This is a genomic window from Streptomyces sp. NPDC005262, assembly GCF_042872425.1.
Taxonomy (GTDB): domain Bacteria; phylum Actinomycetota; class Actinomycetes; order Streptomycetales; family Streptomycetaceae; genus Streptomyces.
In genome coordinates this window covers 227,867-245,448 of the sequence record NZ_JBIAKK010000003.1, presented here as the reverse complement: position 1 = coordinate 245,448, position 17,582 = coordinate 227,867, and the positions used below count along the sequence as shown (strand labels likewise).

General features: G+C 69.2%; 11 protein-coding genes and 1 pseudogene. 8 read left to right on the top strand and 4 right to left on the bottom strand.

From position 1 onward, the window contains the following. Nucleotides 1–4: 4 nt before the first annotated feature. Nucleotides 5–1,131: pseudogene (locus ACFYP5_RS11000) on the top strand (sensor histidine kinase); the annotation flags it as partial. A gap of 229 nt (nt 1,132–1,360) precedes the next feature. Here the strand turns inward: ACFYP5_RS11000 and ACFYP5_RS10995 are convergent. Further along, the gene (locus ACFYP5_RS10995; RefSeq protein ID WP_389033465.1) at nt 1,361–3,310 is read right to left on the bottom strand and encodes an amino acid transporter; all 1,950 of its coding nucleotides are present in this window, start codon (nt 3,308–3,310) and stop codon (nt 1,361–1,363) included. Between the two features lie 389 nt (nt 3,311–3,699). Between ACFYP5_RS10995 and ACFYP5_RS10990 the strand changes: the two genes are divergently transcribed. From ACFYP5_RS10990 to ACFYP5_RS10980, 3 genes are all read left to right on the top strand, one after another. Continuing rightward, on the top strand, nt 3,700–6,534 hold the full coding sequence (locus ACFYP5_RS10990; RefSeq protein WP_389034443.1) for a potassium-transporting ATPase subunit C: 2,835 nt from the start codon (nt 3,700–3,702) through the stop codon (nt 6,532–6,534). 64 nt (nt 6,535–6,598) lie between these two features. Continuing rightward, nucleotides 6,599–7,024: a DUF3592 domain-containing protein gene (locus ACFYP5_RS10985; protein WP_389033462.1), complete on the top strand. Its 426-nt coding sequence runs from the start codon at nt 6,599–6,601 to the stop codon at nt 7,022–7,024. Between the two features lie 290 nt (nt 7,025–7,314). Then, a complete protein-coding gene (locus tag ACFYP5_RS10980) occupies nt 7,315–8,760 on the top strand; it encodes a glyceraldehyde-3-phosphate dehydrogenase (protein WP_389033459.1) in 1,446 nt (481 codons plus the stop codon). 218 nt (nt 8,761–8,978) lie between these two features. On the opposite strand, the gene ACFYP5_RS10975 is transcribed toward ACFYP5_RS10980, so the two are convergent. Further along, nucleotides 8,979–9,833, bottom strand: coding sequence for an alpha/beta fold hydrolase (locus ACFYP5_RS10975; RefSeq protein WP_389033456.1), 855 nt, complete (start codon nt 9,831–9,833; stop codon nt 8,979–8,981). A 76-nt stretch (nt 9,834–9,909) separates the two neighbouring features. On the opposite strand from ACFYP5_RS10975, the gene ACFYP5_RS10970 reads away from it, so the two are divergent. Together ACFYP5_RS10970 and ACFYP5_RS10965 are read left to right on the top strand one after the other, a co-directional pair. After that, nucleotides 9,910–10,512 carry a sigma-70 family RNA polymerase sigma factor gene (locus tag ACFYP5_RS10970; RefSeq protein WP_389033454.1) on the top strand — a complete coding sequence of 201 codons (603 nt, stop codon included), beginning with the start codon at nt 9,910–9,912 and terminating at the stop codon, nt 10,510–10,512. Nucleotides 10,513–10,583: 71 nt separating this feature from the next. After that, nucleotides 10,584–11,651, top strand: coding sequence for a M20 family metallopeptidase (locus ACFYP5_RS10965; RefSeq protein WP_389034440.1), 1,068 nt, complete (start codon nt 10,584–10,586; stop codon nt 11,649–11,651). On the opposite strand, the gene ACFYP5_RS10960 is transcribed toward ACFYP5_RS10965, so the two are convergent. After that, the gene (locus ACFYP5_RS10960) at nt 11,638–12,669 is read right to left on the bottom strand and encodes a zinc-binding alcohol dehydrogenase family protein (protein WP_389033452.1); all 1,032 of its coding nucleotides are present in this window, start codon (nt 12,667–12,669) and stop codon (nt 11,638–11,640) included. The two genes, ACFYP5_RS10965 and ACFYP5_RS10960, sit on opposite strands and share 14 nt — an antisense overlap. Nucleotides 12,670–12,873: 204 nt before the next feature. After that, complete coding sequence (locus tag ACFYP5_RS10955; RefSeq protein WP_389033450.1) at nt 12,874–13,539, bottom strand: nitroreductase; 666 nt, start codon at nt 13,537–13,539, stop codon at nt 12,874–12,876. 719 nt (nt 13,540–14,258) lie between these two features. On the opposite strand from ACFYP5_RS10955, the gene ACFYP5_RS10950 reads away from it, so the two are divergent. Both ACFYP5_RS10950 and ACFYP5_RS10945 read left to right on the top strand, forming a co-directional pair. After that, on the top strand, nt 14,259–15,023 hold the full coding sequence (locus ACFYP5_RS10950; RefSeq protein WP_389034437.1) for an HAD family hydrolase: 765 nt from the start codon (nt 14,259–14,261) through the stop codon (nt 15,021–15,023). Then, nucleotides 15,020–17,485 carry a glycoside hydrolase family 65 protein gene (locus ACFYP5_RS10945; protein ID WP_389033448.1) on the top strand — a complete coding sequence of 822 codons (2,466 nt, stop codon included), beginning with the start codon at nt 15,020–15,022 and terminating at the stop codon, nt 17,483–17,485. The genes ACFYP5_RS10950 and ACFYP5_RS10945 overlap by 4 nt, the downstream gene beginning before the upstream one ends. The last annotated feature ends 97 nt before the right edge of the window (nt 17,486–17,582 follow it).

Here is a 17,582-nt window from a genome sequence, read left to right as displayed (position 1 = left end):
CGTCTCCGTCGTGGACCTGGCCGCCCGCCGTACCCATCAGGCCGCCCGGCTGCGCGCCGAGTCCGAGATCCTCTCCTTCCTCGCGGGCAACGTGCTGCGTGGCGAGACGAGCCTGGAATCTCTCCTGGAACAGGTGCGCAAGATCTTCAATATGGAGTCCGTGGCGCTGCTGGAACGCGAAAGCGACGTCGACCCCTGGACCTGCACCGGCAGCGCAGGGGCGGCCCGTCCGCTCGAACGCCCCGAGGACGCGGATGTGGACATGCCGGTCGGCGATCACATGGCGCTCGCGCTCTCCGGCCGTGTCCTGCCCGCAGAGGATCGCCGGGTGCTGGCCGCCTTCGCCGCCCAGGCCGCCGTGGTACTCGACCGGCAGCGCCTGGTCGGGGAGGCGGAGCACGCACGTGAGCTGGCCGAGGGCAACCGCATCCGCACCGCCCTGCTCGCCGCCGTCAGTCATGACCTGCGTACGCCACTGGCCGCCATCAAGGCCGCCGTCACCTCCCTCAGGTCCGACGACGTGGAGTGGTCCGAGGCGGACCAGGCCGAGCTCCTCGAAGGCATCGAGGCGGGCGCGGACCGGCTCGACCACCTTGTCGGCAACCTCCTCGACATGTCCCGGCTCCAGACCGGAACCGTCACCCCGCTCATCCGGGAGATCTATGTCGACGAGGTCGTCCCGATGGCGCTCGGCGGCGTGCCGGAGGACAGCGTCGTTCTCGACATCCCTGAAAACCTTCCGATGGTCGCGGTCGACCCGGGCCTGCTGGAGCGCACCGTCGCCAACATCGTCGAGAACGCGGTCAAGTACGCCCCGGAGATGAGCCCGTGGTGGTATCGGCCAGCGCGATCGCCGATCGTGTGGAAGTCCGGGTGACGGACCGCGGTCCAGGTGTCCCGGACGAGGCGAAGGGCCGGATCTTCGCACCGTTCCAGCGCTACGGAGACGCCCCGCGCGGGGCGGGCGTCGGTCTCGGTCTCGCGGTCGCCCGCGGGTTCGCAGAGGCGATCGGCGGCACGCTGACCGCCGAGGACACCCCCGGCGGCGGCATGACCATGGTCCTCACGCTGCCTGCCGCGGTCGGTCATCCCTCGGCCCGACCGGACCTCCCGGCTGCGGCCACATCCTGAAGGGGGCGCTGCGGGACGCCGTTCATGGTGCTCACCGCGCCCCTGGCGACGTGCGCAGTGGCTCGCCGAGAACCTCGGCCGGCGCGACCATGTCTTCGAGCGGAGCACTGCCTGTGCGATCGGTCAACGCCACCGCACCGTCAGCGCGAGGGGTGTCCTCGCCGCCGCGCTCCTGTCCGCTGACGTCGGCCGAAGGCGCGGTCGACTGCGCCGTTCCTGCTCGTCCGGTTCAGCCGACGTGGACACGGGGGCGCCGGGCCCGGTCGGGTTCGGCCTCGCGGAGGACCTCGCGGGTGACGGGGGCGACCTCACCCTGGCCGAAGAGGAAGAAGCGGAGGAAGTTGGTGAAGGGGTTGCCCTCTGTCCACTCGAAGTAGATGTGCGGGGTGCAGCCCGTGGTGTCGCGGACGTGCAGGAGCAGGGCGGCGAGGGCGTTGGGGATGGAGGAGCTCTCCAGGGTCAGGACGCGGTAGCGGCCGTGCAGAACTTCGCCACGTACGTTCAGGCGCGCCTCGAACTCCGAGGGGTCGAGGACGGTGACCTCGACGAAGACGAAGTCCTCCGAGGCCGGGACGTCGTTGTCGTGACGGATCTGCTCGATCTTGTTGCGGTACTCGGCTCTGTCGCGGTTGTCGGGTTCATTGGCGATGAACCGGATTCTGCGGCTGGCGACGTCCCGCACGAAACGTTCCGCCACGTTGTCCATGGTCACGCTGGTGACCCGCAGTTCGAAAGCGCGGGCGAGTCGTGAGAGCAGTGAGATGAGGATGATTCCGGCGATGAAGCAGGCACCGATCTTCACGCCGTCGGGGCGTTCGATGACGTTGACCACGGTGGTGTAGAGGAAGATCGCCGAGATGACGGCGAAGGCGATGGTCCAGTTGCGCTGGCCGGCCTTGCGCGCGGCGATGGTGACGGCGATGGCGGCGGAGCTGATCAGCACGAGGACGCCGGTGGCGTAGGCACCACCCTGGGCGTCGACGTCGGCGTCGAAGATCCATGTGACCAGAAAAGCCACCAGGGTGAAGACGATCACCATCGGGCGTACGGCGCGCGCCCAGTGCGGAGCCATGCCGTACCGGGGCAGATAGCGGGGCATGAGGTTGAGCAGGCCGGCCATGGCGGAGGCGCCGGCGAACCACAGGATGGCGATGGTGGAGACGTCGTAGACAGTGCCGAAGAAGTTCCCGATGTACTCGTGCGCCAGGTACGCAAGCGCACGTCCGTTGGCCTGGCCGCCCGACTCGAACTCCTTCTCCGGGATCAGCACCGTGGTGATGAAGCTGGTGGCGATCAGGAACACGCTCATGATCACTGCGGCGGTGGTCAGTAGCTTCTTCGTGTCCCGGATACGGCCGGTGGGCTTCTCCTCGGTGTCGTCGGGGTCACCCTCGACATGAGGCATGACCGCGACGCCGGTCTCGAAGCCGGAGAGGCCAAGGGCCAACTTCGGGAAGACCAGCAGCGCGACGCCCACCATGGCGATGACGCTGCCGTGCTGGGTGGTCAGGGCGCCGGTCCAGTCGGTGACCACGTGCGCGGCGGTGGCGACGTGCCACAGGCCCACCACCACGACGACGACGTTCAGGGTCAGGTAGATCCCGACCAGGACGACGGCGACGCCGATGGCCTCCAGGAAGCCCTTGAGGAACACCGCCCCGAGCAGCGCGACCAGCAGCAGTGTGATCAGCATCTGCTTGTCGTGCAGTGCGTCGTTCAGGTGCGGGTTCTCCACCAGGTGGGTGGAGGCGTCCGCCGCCGACAGCGTGATGGTGATCAGGAAGTCGGTGGCGGCGAAACCGAGCAGAGTCAGGACGAACAGCTTGCCCTTCCAGAACGACAGCAGCCGTTCCAGCATCGCGATCGATCCCTCGCCCCGCGGGCTCTCCTCGGCCACCCGCCGGTAGACCGGCAGCGCGCCTGCCAGAGTGACGATCACGAGCACGATGGTGGCCACCGGGGACAGGAGCCCGGCCGCAAGGGCGGCGATGCCCGGCTGATAGCCCAGAGTGGAGAAGTAGTCGACGCCGGTCAGGCACATCACCCGCCACCACCGCTGCCCCTTGTGTGCGGGCTCAGGCTCGGCATGCGGTCCCTGCTGGTGCCTGGCCATGTCGGACAGACCCTCCAGCATCCACGCCCGCAATCGACTCGTTCGAGCGTGTTCGGTGGTGGCCATCTGCGTGCTCTCCTGACGTGCTGCGCGGCGGGCGGATCCGGCCATCACGCGGACGGCTGGGCCAGCGTATGCAAACAGTGATCGACAGTCTCAGGGGGGCGCGCACGCTGCCAGGAACATCCGTTTTCGTCCCGGCTGCTCACGGTCGCCGGTGGGGGAGGGCGACATCGGGGGAAGCCACCGCGCCGGCCGCCGCCGCCGAGGCCGGCTGGGTTCGGGCTTGTCAAAGGGGTGTCAACGTCCACGTGAGCGGCGCCAAGGTTGCATCAAGGGGCCCGCCGGGCGCCTCGCAGAAGCGCTTCGGTAGGAGGAAGGAACCCTTCCCCCCGGGGGAGGCGAACGCCAGTGAGCGGAGCGCGTCGGCTGCGATGAGTGACGTACGGGCCAACATGAGTGGCGCATGGACCGGCGGGGCTGAGGTACGGACCGGTGGCGATGATGTACGTCCCGGACGTCTGAAGGTCTACCTCGGGGCCGCCCCAGGGGTGGGCAAGACCTACCGCATGCTCGATGAGGCGCGACGCAGGGCGGCACGCGGCGCCGATGTGGTCGTGGGGTTCGTCGAGTGCCACGGGCGTCCCGGCACGGAAGCGATGCTCGACGGCCTGGAGGTCGTCGAGCGAGCCCCGTGCTCCTACCGCGGCGCCGAGTTCACGGAGATGGATCTCGTCGCGGTCCTCGCACGCCGCCCGCAGGTCGCCATCGTCGACGAGTTCGCCCACAGCAACGTCCCTGGTGGCGGCCGCAACCCCAAGCGCCGGCAGGACGTCGAGGAGCTGCTCGCGGCAGGGATCGATGTCATCAGCGCGCTCAACATCCAGCATCTCGAATCCCTCAACGACGTCGTTGAGAAGATCACCAGGGTGCCGCAGCACGAGACGGTGCCCGATGAGGTCGTCCGCAAAGCCCATCAGATCGAGCTGGTGGACATGCCGCCCGAAGGACTGCGCCGCCGGATGGCGCACGGCAACATCTATGCCCCCGCGAAGGTCGACGCGGCTCTCGCCAATTACTTCCGGCCCGGCAATCTGACGGCGCTGCGTCAGCTTGCTCTGCTGTGGGTGGCCGACCGCGTCGACGAGGCGCTTCAGTCGTACCGCATCGAGCACGGCATCGGTGGGGTTTGGGAGACTCGCGAGCGGGTCGTGGTCGCGCTGACCGGCGGCCCCGAGGGCGACACCCTCATACGGCGGGCTGCCCGTATCGCCGACCGGTCGGCCGGCGGTGACCTGCTCGCCGTGCACGTCACGCGCAGCGACGGGCTCGCCGCGGGTTCCTCGCACGCTTCCCTGGTCCGGCAGCGGCGGCTGATCGAGGACCTCGGCGGCAGCTACCACTCCGTGGTCGGCGATGACGTCGCCACCGCCCTGGTGGAGTTCGCCCGCGCCGAGAACGCCACCCAGCTCGTGCTCGGCACCAGCCGCCGGGGCCGCCTCGAACGCTTCGTCACCGGACGCGGTACAGGTGAGACGGTTGTCGCGCTCTCCGGCGACATAGACGTCCACACGGTCAGGCACGAACGCGCCGGGCGCGGCACGCTGCTGCCCTCGCGCAGACGCACTCTGTCGAACGCACGCCGGATCGCGGGTCCGGTCGCCGGCCTGCTGCTGCCGGTGGCGCTCACCCTCCTGCTGGATCTCGGCGCAGCCCGGGACAGACTCAACCTCACCAGCGAGGCCCTGCTCTTCCTGCTCGCCGTGGTGGGGGTGGCCTGCATAGGTGGGGTCGCGTCGGCGGTGATCGCGTCGGTGACGGCGTCCCTGCTGCTCAACTACTGGTTCATCCCGCCCGTCGGGCGATTCACGCTGAACGATCCGAATGCTTTGCTGGCGCTGGCGGTCTTCGCGGTGGTGGCCGCCATAGTGGCTGCTGTCGTCGACCGTTCCCTGCGTCTGTCGCGGCGCTCGGCGCGGGCCACCGCCGAGGCGGAGACCATGTCGTCCCTCGCGGGCACCATCGTGCGCGGCGGCGCGACGATCCCGGCGTTGGTGGAACGCACCCGCGAGACCTTCGGCATGGACTCGGCCGAGCTGGTGGACGAGCCGCCCGGTGGGGACGACGTGACGGCTGTACCCGCGGGACCCGGCGCCTTCCTGGTTTTGCGCGGCCGCCCCCTCCCGTCCTCCGAACGGCGCGTCCTGGCCGCCTTCGCGGCGCACGTGGGCGCCGCCGTCGAACGTGCCCGGCTCGCCGAGGCCGCTGCCGAGGTCGAACCGGTCAAGGCCGCCGACCGGATGCGTACGGCGTTGCTGCGGGCGGTCGGCCACGACCTGCGCACCCCGCTCGCCGCCGGCTGGGCAGCCGTCTCCTCGCTGCGCAGCCGTGACGTGGAGTTCTCCGACGAGGACCGGGGCGAACTCCTCGCCACTGCCGACGAGTCGATGGCCAAGCTGAACCGGCTGGTGGAGAACCTGCTCGACCTCAGCCGACTGCAGGCAGGGGCGCTCGCACTGAACCGGCGCGCCACCACGTTCGAGGAGATCCTGCCGGTGGCGCTGGCGGACACCCCTGAGGTCGAGGTGGGGGACCTGGAGGAGGTTCCGGCCGTGCTGGCCGACCCGCCCCTGCTCGAGCGGGTGGTCGCCAACCTCGTGAGCAACGCCGCCCGTCACAGTCCGGCCGGGCACAAGGTGCTGCTGACCGCCAGCACTCACGCAGGCCGCGTGGAACTGCGCGTCGTCGACCGTGGACCCGGCCTTCCGCCCACCGACCGCGACCGGCTCTTCGAACCCTTCCAGCGCCTCGGCGACACCGACAACACCACCGGACTCGGCCTGGGCCTGGCCCTCTCCCGGGGCCTGACCGAGGCGATGGACGGCGGCACCCTCACCCCGGAGGACACTCCCGGCGGGGGCCTGACCATGGTGCTGTCCCTGCCCTTCGCCGAGCGGGCGGAACACCGCGGTGGTGCGCAGAGCGTAGGAGGGCGGAGGCTGGTCAGGGCCGTCAGGATCCGCCGCGCCGCCGTGGCGGCCTTCGACGGGGTCCCGCCCGCATCCGTTCCCGCAGACGCCGTCACCGCCAGCGGTTCCGGGCTCGACCCGGCGATCTCCCCGGCCTACGCCTACGAACAGGTCGACCGCGTCGCGAAGGCCCGCCACCTCGCCCCGGCGAAGCTCAGGACGCTGGTCGCGCACCACGTCCAGGGACGTGTTCTCGGGTTTCTGGGTCAGAGAAGCGTCAACGTCGTCGAACTCAACCACGCTCTGGCCGACCTGATGTGACCAAAATGTGGGGGTGCCTGTGCGATGGCGCCAAGGTGAGGACAGACATCGGGGTGGGCGTGACATGGACGTGGGTGCCGTGGCCGTGCCGGCAGGGATCGCTGTGTTCGGCGGCTTGTTCGCGGTCCTGGTGGGGGCTTATGGCCTGCGCAAGTCACGCCGAGTGAGCGAGACGGGCGTGCGTGTCCAGGCACTCGTCAAGCGGCGCCGGGGGGAGGTCCGGGAGGAGTCCGCCCTGCTGCGCCCGCTGCTCCAGTTCGTGACGGAGGACGACAGGGTGATGGAAGTCGTCTGTCCCGTTCCCTCCACCCGGCGACAGCCGTTCTGGGACGGTGACGGCGTACAGGTCTCCTACGATCCGGCCGACCCGCGGAACGTCGTGGTCCACGGGCGGGAGCGCCTGGGCCCCGAACGCGTGTTCATCGCCGGGGGTGCCCTCGTCGTGCTGCTCTCGGTGACGCTGCTCGTTGTCGTGCTCGCGGGCGGATGACAGATCCGGGGCGCTGCTCGTCGTGCCGCTCGGACGGCGTCCAAGGCGAGGTCCGCCGAGCCGGTCGATGCGGACCACGTCGGCACCGAGGCCGACGACGATCGCACAGGGGCGGGCGAACTGGTCCGGATCCCTGCACAAAACAACGTCCTGCCCCGTGCGGCGACCCATTCCCTGTCGCGGAGCGGCCATGGTGTCCGATCGCGGGATGCGCTCAAGTGACACCGTTTGAATGATCAAAAGTGCGGGGGGTTAGCATATGAGCACCGCCTAGCTCGAAAGATAAACCTGTGACTGTCAATGAGGACTCGTTCACCAGCTGGAAGAACCGCGAGAGGATCGCGGAGTCGATGATCCCGATCATCGGGAAGCTGCACCGGGAGCGGGACGTCACGATCCTGCTTCACAGCCGCTCCTTGGTGAACAAGTCAGTGGTCAGCATCCTCAAGACCCACCGATTCGCCCGGCAGATCGCCGGTGAGGAACTCTCGGTCACCGAGACGATGCCGTTCCTGCAGGCTCTCGCCACGCTCGATCTCGGCCCCTCCCAGATCGACATCGGCATGCTCGCCGCAACGTACAAGACCGACGACCGCGGTCTCTCGGTGGAGGAGTTCACCGCCGGAGCCGTCGTCGGCGCCACGGGTGTCAACAAGATGGAGCGCAGCGAGCCGCGCGACGTCGTCCTCTACGGCTTCGGCCGCATCGGTCGCCTCGTCGCCCGCCTGCTCATCGAGAAGGCCGGCTCCGGCAACGGCCTGCGGCTGCGCGCCATCGTCGTCCGTCAGGGTGGCGACCAGGACATCGTCAAGCGGGCCTCCCTGCTGCGCCGCGACTCCATCCACGGCCAGTTCCAGGGCACGATCACCGTCGACGAGGCGAACAGCACGATCGTCGCCAACGGCAACGAGATCAAGGTGATCTACGCCAACGACCCGTCGGAGGTCGACTACACGGCGTACGGCATCAAGGACGCCATCCTCATCGACAACACCGGCAAGTGGCGCGACCGCGAGGGTCTGTCGAAGCACCTGCGCCCCGGTATCGACAAGGTCGTCCTGACCGCGCCCGGCAAGGGTGACGTCCCCAACATCGTGCACGGCGTCAACCACGACATGATCAAGCCGGACGAGCAGATCCTGTCCTGCGCGTCCTGCACCACCAACGCGATCGTGCCGCCTCTGAAGGCGATGGCGGACGAGTACGGCGTCCTGCGCGGCCACGTGGAGACCGTCCACTCGTTCACCAACGACCAGAACCTGCTGGACAACTACCACAGCGCCGACCGCCGCGGGCGCTCGGCGCCCCTCAACATGGTCATCACCGAGACCGGTGCCGCCTCCGCCGTCGCCAAGGCTCTGCCCGACCTCAAGGCGCCGATCACCGGCAGCTCGATCCGAGTCCCGGTGCCGGACGTCTCGATCGCGATCCTCAGCCTGCGGCTCGGGCGTGAGACCACCCGCGAGGAGGTTCTCGACTACCTCCGTAACGTCTCGCTGACCTCGCCGCTCAAGCGCCAGATCGACTTCACCACCGCCCCCGACGCGGTCTCGAGCGACTTCATCGGCTCGCGCCACGCCTCGATCGTCGACGCCGGCGCCACCAAGGTCGACGGCGACAACGCGATCCTCTACCTCTGGTACGACAACGAGTTCGGCTACTCCTGCCAGGTCATCCGCGTCGTCCAGCACGTCTCCGGGGTGGAGTACCCGACCTACCCGGTTCCGGCGGTCTGATCCCGGCAGGTGGGGCGGCAACCGGTCCCGATGGGTATTCGGTGCTCTCCCACCGCCGGCCGAGCCGGTGTCGGCCTCGCACCGGCCGTCGTCGACTTCCGGGGCTACGGCTTCGAGTTCCGTTCCAGTGGGCGCAGGCCAGATCCTGCGCCCACTGCGGGACCCGGGCGCCGCCGGAGACGTGGTTGACGAAGGGGATGGCCTCGGCCTGGGGCGTCTCAGACTCCAGGTGAGTGAGCAGGTCCTCGCCCCAGGAATGCCGCAGTGGTCGTCACGAACCTGTCGGCGTCGTCGAGCCAGGGGTAGTGACCCGCCCCCGGCTGCACCACGAGTGTGGCGACGGGGAACAGTCCCGCGAACTCGGCCGCCGACTGAGGGGGGCTGTTCAAGTCGCACTCTCCGGCGAGCAGCAGGACGGGGGCCTCGAAGGCGGCGAGCGCCGAACGAGTGGGCTCCGGGCTGAAGGCACCCTCGGCCGCGAAGAGAGCGACAGCTTCCTCGTTCGTCGGCCGGCCGGCTGCATGGTGCTTCTGCGCCACGGCGTCCCAACGGCCGTAGAAGAAGGGGGTGACAGCCTCCGAGTCGCCGCCCGCGCCTGTGGTGATCGACTCCAAGGCGGCGAACGCCGCCGGGAACCACGGCTCGTTCCTACGAAGCTGTGCGAGCTCGCGTCGCGTCTCCCCGGTGATCGCTATGCCGACAGCTCTCGTGCTGGGACCGATCAAGGCGAGCTTGCTGACGTTCTTCGGGTAACGAGCCGCGTATTGCGTCGCAATGTTCGTGCCGGCGGAGTGGCCGAGCAGATCCATCCGGGGAAGCCCGAGGTGTTGGCGCAGCGCCTCGACGTCGTCGACCAGGCGATCGCAGCGGTAGGACGAGGTGTCCGCGGGAAGCGCGGACCGGCCGGTGCCGCGCAGGTCCAGGACGATCAGCCGACGGTGTGTGGACAGGCCGCCGAGGTCGCCGAGGTAGCGGGAGTCCGTGGGACCCCCCGGGAGGCAGACGACCGGGTCGCCGTCTCCGGTCATGCGGTAGGCGAGCCGGGTTCCGTCAGGTGCGGAGAAGGTAGGCATGACGGAACCCTGTCAGTCATAACCAAGTTATACAACCCGGTTATGGCGTTGAAACGCTCGGGTGTATAACCGAGCCATGGCAGGCGAAGAGGATGCGCATCAGAACCCCGGGATGCTGACCGAGGAGCAGGCCGAGCGGATGCTCGCCGGCATGAACGAGGTCATCCGTGCGGGCGAGGAGATGCGGAAGCTGCGTACCGAAATGATCAAGCTGTTCGCCGGCTTCGGCTGGACTCAGGACAGAATTGCCCAGCTCACCGACATGAGTCAGCCCGCCGTGTCCAAGCAGGTGGCGAAGTGCAAGGCGGGCGACCCGCTGCCCGCGACGAGCCTTGCCCTCGACCAGGTCGACGAGCCCTGGCTCGAAGGGCGCCTGTGGGGCCTCGCCGAGGAAATCTCCGAGACCTTGTACGAGACCGCCCGCTGTACGCGCTACGTCAACGCCATCGCCCGGGGGAAGAAGCGCTTCACGCCCCAGAACGTCGACGAGTTGCGCCGCCTCGTCGAAGCGGACCTGATGTTTCATCAGGCGGAGATGCCAGGCAGCTACCGGGACGCCTACGACCGGATCAGCCGTGGTCTCGACATCCCCTCCAAGGCCACTACCACCGCTTCGGCCTCTGTCCGTCGCGCCCTCGCTCACCAGATCCAGCGCGACCGCCTCAGGGGCGACGCCTGAGGCGGTCGCGGGGAACCGCGTAGCCTTGCGACGTGACGATACACAGGACCGTCGATGTGACGGTTGACGCGATGATCGACGACCTAAGGAAACTCGTCGAAACCGAGTCCCCCTCGCGTGACCGCGACGCCCTGGCGACATCGGCCGAGGCCGTCGCCGCCGTCATCGAGAGCCGCCTCGGTGGGCAGGCCGTCCTCGTCGAGAGCGAAGCCGGGCCGCACGTCCACTGGTCGGCCGGTGACGATCCCGAAGTGCTGATCCTCGGTCACCATGACACCGTGTTTCCGCTCGGCACCCTTGAACGCCGCCCGTTCAAGATCGAAGCCGGGCAGGCAACCGGCCCCGGGGTTTTCGACATGCTCGGCGGTTTGGTCCAGGCCGTTCACGGCCTGGCGACGCTCGATGACCTGTCGGGCGTCGAGATCCTGGTGACGGCCGACGAAGAGGTCGGCTCCCGCTCCTCTCGAGCTCTCATCGAAGAGCGGGCCCTTGCCTGCGGCGCCGTACTCGTGCTCGAGGGGGCCGCTGACGGCGGAGCCCTGAAGACCGCCCGTAAAGGCTGTGGCACGTTCCAGGTCTCCATCGCGGGCCGGGCGTCGCACGCGGGTCTTGAACCCGCGGCCGGGGTCAACGCCCTGATCGAAGCGGCGCACCAGGTGCTGGACATCGCGGCGCTCGGTCGACCCGATATCGGCACGACGGTCACCCCGACCGTCGCGTCCGCAGGAACCCTGGACAACGTCGTTCCGGCGGAGGCGACCGTCATCGTCGACGTCCGGGTCGAGTCGGCCGGCGAGAAGGACAGAATCGAATCTGCGTTCGCGGCACTGGCTCCGCATCTCGATGACGCGGAGATCGCGGTTCAGGGAGCTGTCGGCCGACCCCCGATGCCCGAGTCGGCGTCGGCCGAGCTCTTCACGATGGCCAAGCAACTGCTTCCCGACCTCGAAGGCAAGGCAGTCGGCGGCGGAAGCGACGGCAACTTCACGGCCGCACTGGGCGTGCCGACGCTCGACGGCCTCGGAGCGGTCGGGGGCGGTGCCCACGCCGACCACGAGTACCTGGTGATCGAAGCCATGGCCGAGCGGGCGAACCTCGTTGCCGGACTGGTGAACGCGATCCGGGTCAGTCGGAGGTGAGCACCGCGGCTCCGTTCACCCGGTCCTCGGCCAGGTCGGTCAGTGCTTGATCAGCCCGGTCCAGGGGATACCGGCTCACGGTGACCTGGATGCCGATGCGCTCGGCGAGCTCGAGGAACTCACGTCCGTCCTGGCGGGTGTTGGAGGTGACGCTGCGCAGATTCCGTTCCTGGAAGAGATGCCGCTGGTAGTTGAGCACGGGAATGTCCGAGAGATGGATTCCGGCGATCGCGAGGGTGCCGGACCGGTCCAGCGCCTCCAGAGCCACCGGGACCAGCTCACCCACCGGAGCGAACAGGATCGCCGAGTCCAGCGGCTCGGGTGGGGTGTCGTAGGCACCGCTGACCGATGAGGCGCCCAGGGACATGGCGAGTTCACGCGCCTGCGCGGAACGCGTCATCACATGGACGGTTGCGCCTTCGGACAGAGCTACCTGGGCGGCCAGATGGGCCGACGCGCCGAAGCCGTAGATTCCGAGCCGGCCGCCCGTCGGCAGCGCGCTCCGCCGCAAGGACCGGTAGCCGATGATTCCGGCGCACAGGAGAGGAGCGAGCAAGGCCGCGTCCTGCGTTTCCGGGAGACGATAGGCGAAGGCCTCGGGAACGAGTACCAGGTCGGCGAATCCGCCGTCCGCGTCCCACCCCGTGTACGTGGAGCCGGGGCAGAGATTCTCCTGTCCCGCTCTGCAGTATCGGCAGGACCCGCACGTACCGCGCAACCAGGCGCCGCCGGCGCGGTCGCCCACGCGAAACGTGCTGACAGCTTCGCCTACGGATGCCACACGGCCGACGATCTCGTGGCCGGGAATGGTGGACGGACGGTGAGGGGTGAGATCACCCTCGGCGAGGTGAAGGTCCGTGCGGCAGACACCGCACGCTTCCACCTCCAGCAGAAGTTCGTCCGGGCCGGGCGCGGCCACCGGGCGATGTATCGGGACGAGGGGGCCGGTACGCATGGGCCCCGGTGTCCCGACGGCCCAGCCGCTGAGCATCTGTGTGGCATGGTCGGATCGCCCCATGGTCCCAGCCTGCGGCTGCCGGGCGGGTCCGGCAAACCGGCCGTCGTCCCGCTCGAGCGACGCAGCCCCGTGCGCCGTCGGCGCGGAGGGATCCGAGTGCGGCCTGCGGGCACCGGGCCGGTCGGCGGCGAGAGCGGCGCGGATGCGAGCACCGCCCTCCTTGTCGTTCTCATCTCGCCTCGTGAGGCTCGGTCGGGGATGGTCCTACGGTTCGATCGTCAGCACCTGTTTCCAGGGGCGGCGTGGTGTGCGGGGCCCTGCCGGGCCGTATCCCATGCGAATGATCATCTGTGTGTGTCCCGTGCCGAAGACGGGGTCACGCAGGATCCACCGCAGGTCCGGCCACTCGAGGGGCCGCGTCGCGAACGAGGTGGATACGTCGTGGAGTGTGGCGGTGAGCAGGACCCGTTCCAGGGCCTGGCCGGCGCGGAGCCAGTCCACGGGGCGGTCGCCGGCGGTGCTCAGAAGGGCCAGCTGCGGCCGGTTCTCGAACGGGACGCGTGCACGGCCCACCAGGACGGCGATGCCCGCGAAGTCGCGGGTCGTCGCCCGTCCGGATGCGTCGCAGGGTCCGAAGGCGTAGTCCGGCACCCCGTCGACGGGAGCCTCCGCCTTCGTGTCCCGGGTCCAGTGGTGCTGCTCCGCTTCCCGCGCCGGGTCCCCCCGGTTGTATCCCTCCGCGTCCCGGATCAATTCCAGCACGGTCTCCAGATGTGTCGGGGTCAGGAACGAGAAGTCCGCTCCTTCGGCGCGGGCCGCGTCGGTCGACGAGGAGCCGGCGGACGTCCTCGGGTACCGCCCGGGCGTCGAACGGGTACCGGCTGGTGTGCCGGTCCCGGATCGCGGGGTGGAGCCCGACGAGTGCGGCATGCCGGGGCTTTCGGGGGGGAGTCGCTTAGCTGGTTGCTCGCCAGGAGCGCCTGGTCCGAAGGGACGGGCAGCAATGTGGTCTCCACGGAGAGGCCGTGGTGTGCTGCGCTGCGGAGACCCGTAGATTCAGGAGGGCCGCGCCGCATCCCACGTGCAGTGCGCGGGTGGAGGGGTCGGCCTCCGGCATGGCACGGTCGAAATCCGCCCGAAGAGCGAGAGTACGGCTGGAACGTTTGTAGTCGAAGTGCCAAGGCTGGGCGTTGTGCATCGACGGTGCTGCGACGGCATCGGCGACGAGGTCGGCCAACGTCGTGTCGTCGAGCGTCTGCGCGAGCATCGGGGGCCTCCCGGAGAGCGGTAGCGGTCGACGCACCTTCAGGATGAGTGGGCGTCCTCCCCGGGAGGGCCGGGCCGGACAGGCCCCTTCGGAAGGGCCGTTCCGGTTGGGCCGGCCGGCACGAAGGTCCTGCGACGTGGACGTGTTTCGCACCGCAGGATTGGTGCGTACGCGCCTGGGCACATACCCGGTGAGCGCCTGGAGGTGGTGGCAGTGAGCCGCATCAGAATCGTCCGCCGTCCACCGCCGGTCTCGGGGCCGCCGCCCCTCGACCTGCGTACCCCCTCCGGGCGGCCTCTGCCCTACTGAGAACCACGACGCGCCCGCGTCCTGGAACCGTGATGCCATGAATGAAGACCCTGACGAAGGGACAGCCCCGTTCATGGCAGCCGTACCGTTTTCGGCACCGTGCCTGCGCTCTGTGCGGGCCGTGGTCTTCGACACCGACGGAGTGATCACCGACTCTGCCCGGAGTCACGCGGCGGCCTGGAAGCAAGCGTTCGACGCCTGTCTGTCGGAGCGGGAGGGGCAACTGCCCTTCGATCCGGTCGCCGACTATCTCCGCCATGTCGACGGCCGTTCGCGACGCGACGGTGCGGCGGCCTTCCTCACGTCGAGAGGGCTGGAGCTTCCCGAAGGGAGCCCGGACGACCCGCCGGGCACCGCGACGGTTTGGGCGGTCGCCGCATGCAAGGACGAACTGTTCACGGAAAGGCTGCGTACGCACCAGGTCGATGTGTGGCCCGGCACGGTTCGTCTCCTTCAGGCGCTGCGAAGCGAAGGGGTGCCCTGCGCCGCCGTGTCCGCCTCCCGCCATGCGACGGAATTGCTGTCGCGGGCCGGACTCATCGGGCAGTTCGGGGCAGTGGTCGACGGGAACGAGGCACGGCGGCTGGGTCTCACGGGAAAACCGGATCCCGCACTCTTCGTGGAGGCGGCGCGGCGGCTCCACGTCCCGGTTCCGGAATCCGCGGTGGTGGAGGACTCCCTCGCCGGTGTCGAGGCCGGCCGGCGCGGCGGATTCGGGCTCGTGGTCGGCGTGGACCGGTCGGACAGCTCCGGCGGCGCCGCGGACCTGCGACGCCGTGGGGCCGACATCGTGGTGTCCGATCCCGGTGAACTGCTGAGCGGCGTGGACGACCGATGACGGGGGCCTGGGAGTGGTCGTACGAGGGGTACGAGCCGGACGAGGAGCGGCTGCGCGAGGCGCTGTGCACACTCGGCAACGGATACTTCGCCACCCGTGGAGCCGCATCCGAGTCGTCCATGAGCGGGTCTCGCTACCCGGGCACGTACATGGCGGGCTGCTACGACCGGCTGATCTCATCGGTCCAGGGCCGTGAGGTGGAGAACGCCGACCTGGTGAACCTGCCGAACTGGCTGCCGCTGCGCTACCGGATCCGCCCCGTCGGCGCAGACCCCGGACCGTGGCTCTCACCGGACCACGAACATCTCGAGGAACACCGGCAGACTCTCGATCTGCGCCGCGGCACGCTGAACCGCCGGTCCGTCTACGTGGACGAGGCAGGCCGTCGTCTGGATGTCGAGCAGTGCCGTCTGGTGCATATGGGCACCCCGCATCTCGCCGCTCTGCACACGGTTTTCACCGCGGACGGCTGGACCGGCTCGATCGAGGTGGAGGCGGCGATCGACGGCGACATCCGGAACACCGGTGTCGCCCGGTACGGGGACCTGTCCGACCGCCATCTGACCGGCTGGTCGACCGGAACGGAACAGGACGACGTGGTGTGGTTGAGCTGCCGCACCGTGGAGTCGGACATCGGCTTCGCGCTGGCCTCCCGCACCGTCGCGATGTCCGGCGGTCCGGACGGGCGCACAGCTGAGTCCGGTCGGCATTCCCGTCCCCGGCAGACGCCACGGCAGATCTTCCAGACGATGGTGCTGCCGCTGGACGCGGAACGCGACGCCGTCGTGGACAAGACGGTCGCGCTGTACACATCGCGTGACCAGGCGATCGGCAGCCCCCTGCGGGCTGCCGTGGCCGGTGTCCGGACGGCCCCGGGCTACGCGGGGCTGCTGGCCTCGCACCGTCGGGCGTGGGCCGGCCTGTGGGGGCGGGCCCGTATCGAGGTTCCGGGCGAGGCGGGCAGGATCCTGCGACTGCACCTCTTTCATGTGCTGCAGACGCTGTCTCCGCACACCGCCGAACTCGACGTCGGTGTACCGGCGAGAGGACTGCACGGTGAGGCGTACCGGGGCCACGTCTTCTGGGACGAGCTGTTCGTCCTGAGGTTTCTGAGTCTGCATTTCCCGGAGGTGTCCCGGGGACTTCTGGACTACCGCTACCGGAGGCTGTCCGCAGCCCGCCGGGCGGCGCAACAGGCGGGGCGGGAGGGGGCCATGTTCCCCTGGCAGAGTGCCGACGACGGCCGGGAGGAGACTCAGGAACTCCATCTCAACCCGCGTTCGGGGCGCTGGCTGCCCGACCGTTCACGACTGCAGCACCACGTGGGTTCGGCCGTTGCCTACAACGTGTGGCAGTACTGTCAGGCCACCGCGGACACCGAGTACCTGCACTCCAGGGGTGCGGAGATGCTGCTGGAGATAGCCCGGTTCTGGGCTTCCGGCGCCGAATGGGACGCGTCGCTGGAGCGGTACCGCATCCGGGGTGTGGTCGGCCCCGACGAGTACCACGACGCCTATCCGGGAGCCGGGAGCGCCGGCATCGATGACAACGCCTACACGAATGTGACGGCGGCCTGGGTGCTGGCACGAGCCACGGAACTCTACCGCGACCTGCCCGAGCCACGGCGCAGGAGCCTGCTGGAGCGCTCGGGGCTCGACCCCGCTGAGCTGGAACGGTGGGACGACATTTCCCGGCGGCTGTATGTGCCGTATCACCGTGGTGTCATCAGTCAGTTCGCCGGTTACGGAGAACTCGACGAACTCGACTGGGCCGCTTACCGGAAGCGCTATGGCGACATCCGGCGGCTCGACCGCATCCTTGAGGCGGAGGGCGACACGGTCGACCGCTACCAGGCTTCCAAGCAGGCCGATGTGCTGATGCTCGGCTACCTCTTCTCACCCGGAGAGCTGGGCGGCCTGTTCCGGCGCCTCGGACATGTGCTGGACGACGAAACCTGGCGCGCCACCGTCGACCACTACCTCGCGCGTACCAGCCACGGCTCCACCCTCAGTTCTCTGGTTCACGCCTGGGTGCTGGCACGGGTGCATCGTGAGGAGGCGTGGACCTACTGCGAAGAGGCGCTGACCGGTGATGTGGTCGACATCCAGGGCGGCACCACCGCCGAAGGCATCCACCTGGGGGCGATGGCCGGCACCCTCGATTTCGTGCAGTGCGGGATGACCGGGCTGGAGACCCGTGACGACGCACTGTGGCTGTCCCCGGCCCCGCTTCCGCAGCTTTCGAAATTCGGGGTACGCATCCGATTCCGCGGACACGGGGACGTGGACCTGGGTGTACGAGCGCAGCGGCTCCGGATCGCGGTACCGCGCTCGCACCAGCCGGCCCTGCGGCTGGTCCTGGGCGGCCACACCCACCTGATCGCCCCCGGCACCGTGCGATGGATCGATCTGCCGGCCGGCCGACGTCCCGACCGCCGTCACAGGAAGGGCCGTAAGGGCTGAGCCCGCCGTCGTGGGCTTGCTCTCCGCCGCCCCCGCACCGCTCCCGCCTCCGGCCGCTGGGATCGGCTTGCTCGACGCGACCACCCACCACCGCCAG

Coding starts and splice junctions, on each gene's coding strand:
- ACFYP5_RS10995 (WP_389033465.1), bottom strand. CDS start 3,310: ATGGCCACCACCGAACACGCTCGAACGAGTCGATTGCGGGCGTGGATG.
- ACFYP5_RS10990 (WP_389034443.1), top strand. CDS start 3,700: ATGAGTGGCGCATGGACCGGCGGGGCTGAGGTACGGACCGGTGGCGAT.
- ACFYP5_RS10985 (WP_389033462.1), top strand. CDS start 6,599: ATGGACGTGGGTGCCGTGGCCGTGCCGGCAGGGATCGCTGTGTTCGGC.
- ACFYP5_RS10975 (WP_389033456.1), bottom strand. CDS start 9,833: ATGCCTACCTTCTCCGCACCTGACGGAACCCGGCTCGCCTACCGCATG.
- ACFYP5_RS10970 (WP_389033454.1), top strand. CDS start 9,910: ATGGCAGGCGAAGAGGATGCGCATCAGAACCCCGGGATGCTGACCGAG.
- ACFYP5_RS10965 (WP_389034440.1), top strand. CDS start 10,584: ATGATCGACGACCTAAGGAAACTCGTCGAAACCGAGTCCCCCTCGCGT.
- ACFYP5_RS10960 (WP_389033452.1), bottom strand. CDS start 12,669: ATGGGGCGATCCGACCATGCCACACAGATGCTCAGCGGCTGGGCCGTC.
- ACFYP5_RS10955 (WP_389033450.1), bottom strand. CDS start 13,539: ATGCCGCACTCGTCGGGCTCCACCCCGCGATCCGGGACCGGCACACCA.
- ACFYP5_RS10950 (WP_389034437.1), top strand. CDS start 14,259: ATGGCAGCCGTACCGTTTTCGGCACCGTGCCTGCGCTCTGTGCGGGCC.
- ACFYP5_RS10945 (WP_389033448.1), top strand. CDS start 15,020: ATGACGGGGGCCTGGGAGTGGTCGTACGAGGGGTACGAGCCGGACGAG.